The sequence below is a fragment of the Microcoleus sp. S13_C3 genome, assembly GCF_036700905.1.
In the GTDB taxonomy this organism is placed as follows: domain Bacteria; phylum Cyanobacteriota; class Cyanobacteriia; order Cyanobacteriales; family Microcoleaceae; genus Microcoleus.
This window is the reverse complement of record NZ_JAUBPT010000122.1, coordinates 7,173-7,980: the sequence shown is the minus strand read 5'-3', so window position 1 is coordinate 7,980 and position 808 is coordinate 7,173. Positions and strand designations below refer to the sequence as shown.

Annotated in this window: 1 pseudogene; it reads left to right on the top strand. The window is 45.9% G+C overall.

From position 1 onward, the window contains the following. Positions 1 to 808 (top strand): annotated as a pseudogene (locus tag QUA16_RS26455) (CHAT domain-containing protein); the annotation flags it as partial.

Here is an 808-nt window from a genome sequence, read left to right as displayed (position 1 = left end):
TCAATTTGACAGCGCCGCTCGATGTAAATTCAAGGGATTTGCGGGGAGTTGCAGTTGATGTAACTAGCAGCAGGGGAACTGTCAACACTGGCAATATAAGTGCTGCCGAAAGTGTCGGAATTTTAGCGGGGAACGAAATCGCAATTGGGCGAATAAATGTTAATCCTGTTGTTAGTGTCGATCGCACTTCTAGAGTAAATCTTAACGCTCAAAATGATATCAGCGTTGCATCCATAAATGCTCCGGGCGGTAATGTTGAGATCGCAACTCCGGGTTTAGTTCGAGTGAGGGGTACTTTTGACCAAAACGCTACTCCTGTTAGCGTCTCGACTCTTGGCGACACTCAACCCGGTACAGTTACGATCCGCCACGGCGGCGGCGATGTCAATCCGCCGATACCTTTTGCGGTGGGAGATGCGACGACTAACGGTACTGCTGGGGCGATCGCCAGTAATCCTGTGGGTACGATTACTCAGGGCCAATCTTTCATAAATTCTTACACTCAAGGTAATAGTGCGATCGTCACTACCAACCAACCAACTAATCCCGACAATCCCGACAATCCCGACAATCCCGACAATCCCGACAATCCCGATAATCCCGACAATCCCAATAATCCCAATAATCCCAATAATCCCAACAATCCCAATAATCCCAATAATCCCAATAATCCCAACAATCCCAATAATCCCAATAATCCCAACAATCCCAATAATCCCAACAATCCCAATAATCCCAATAATCCCAATAATCCCAATAATCCCAATAATCCCAATAATCCCAATAATCCCAATAATCCCAATAATCC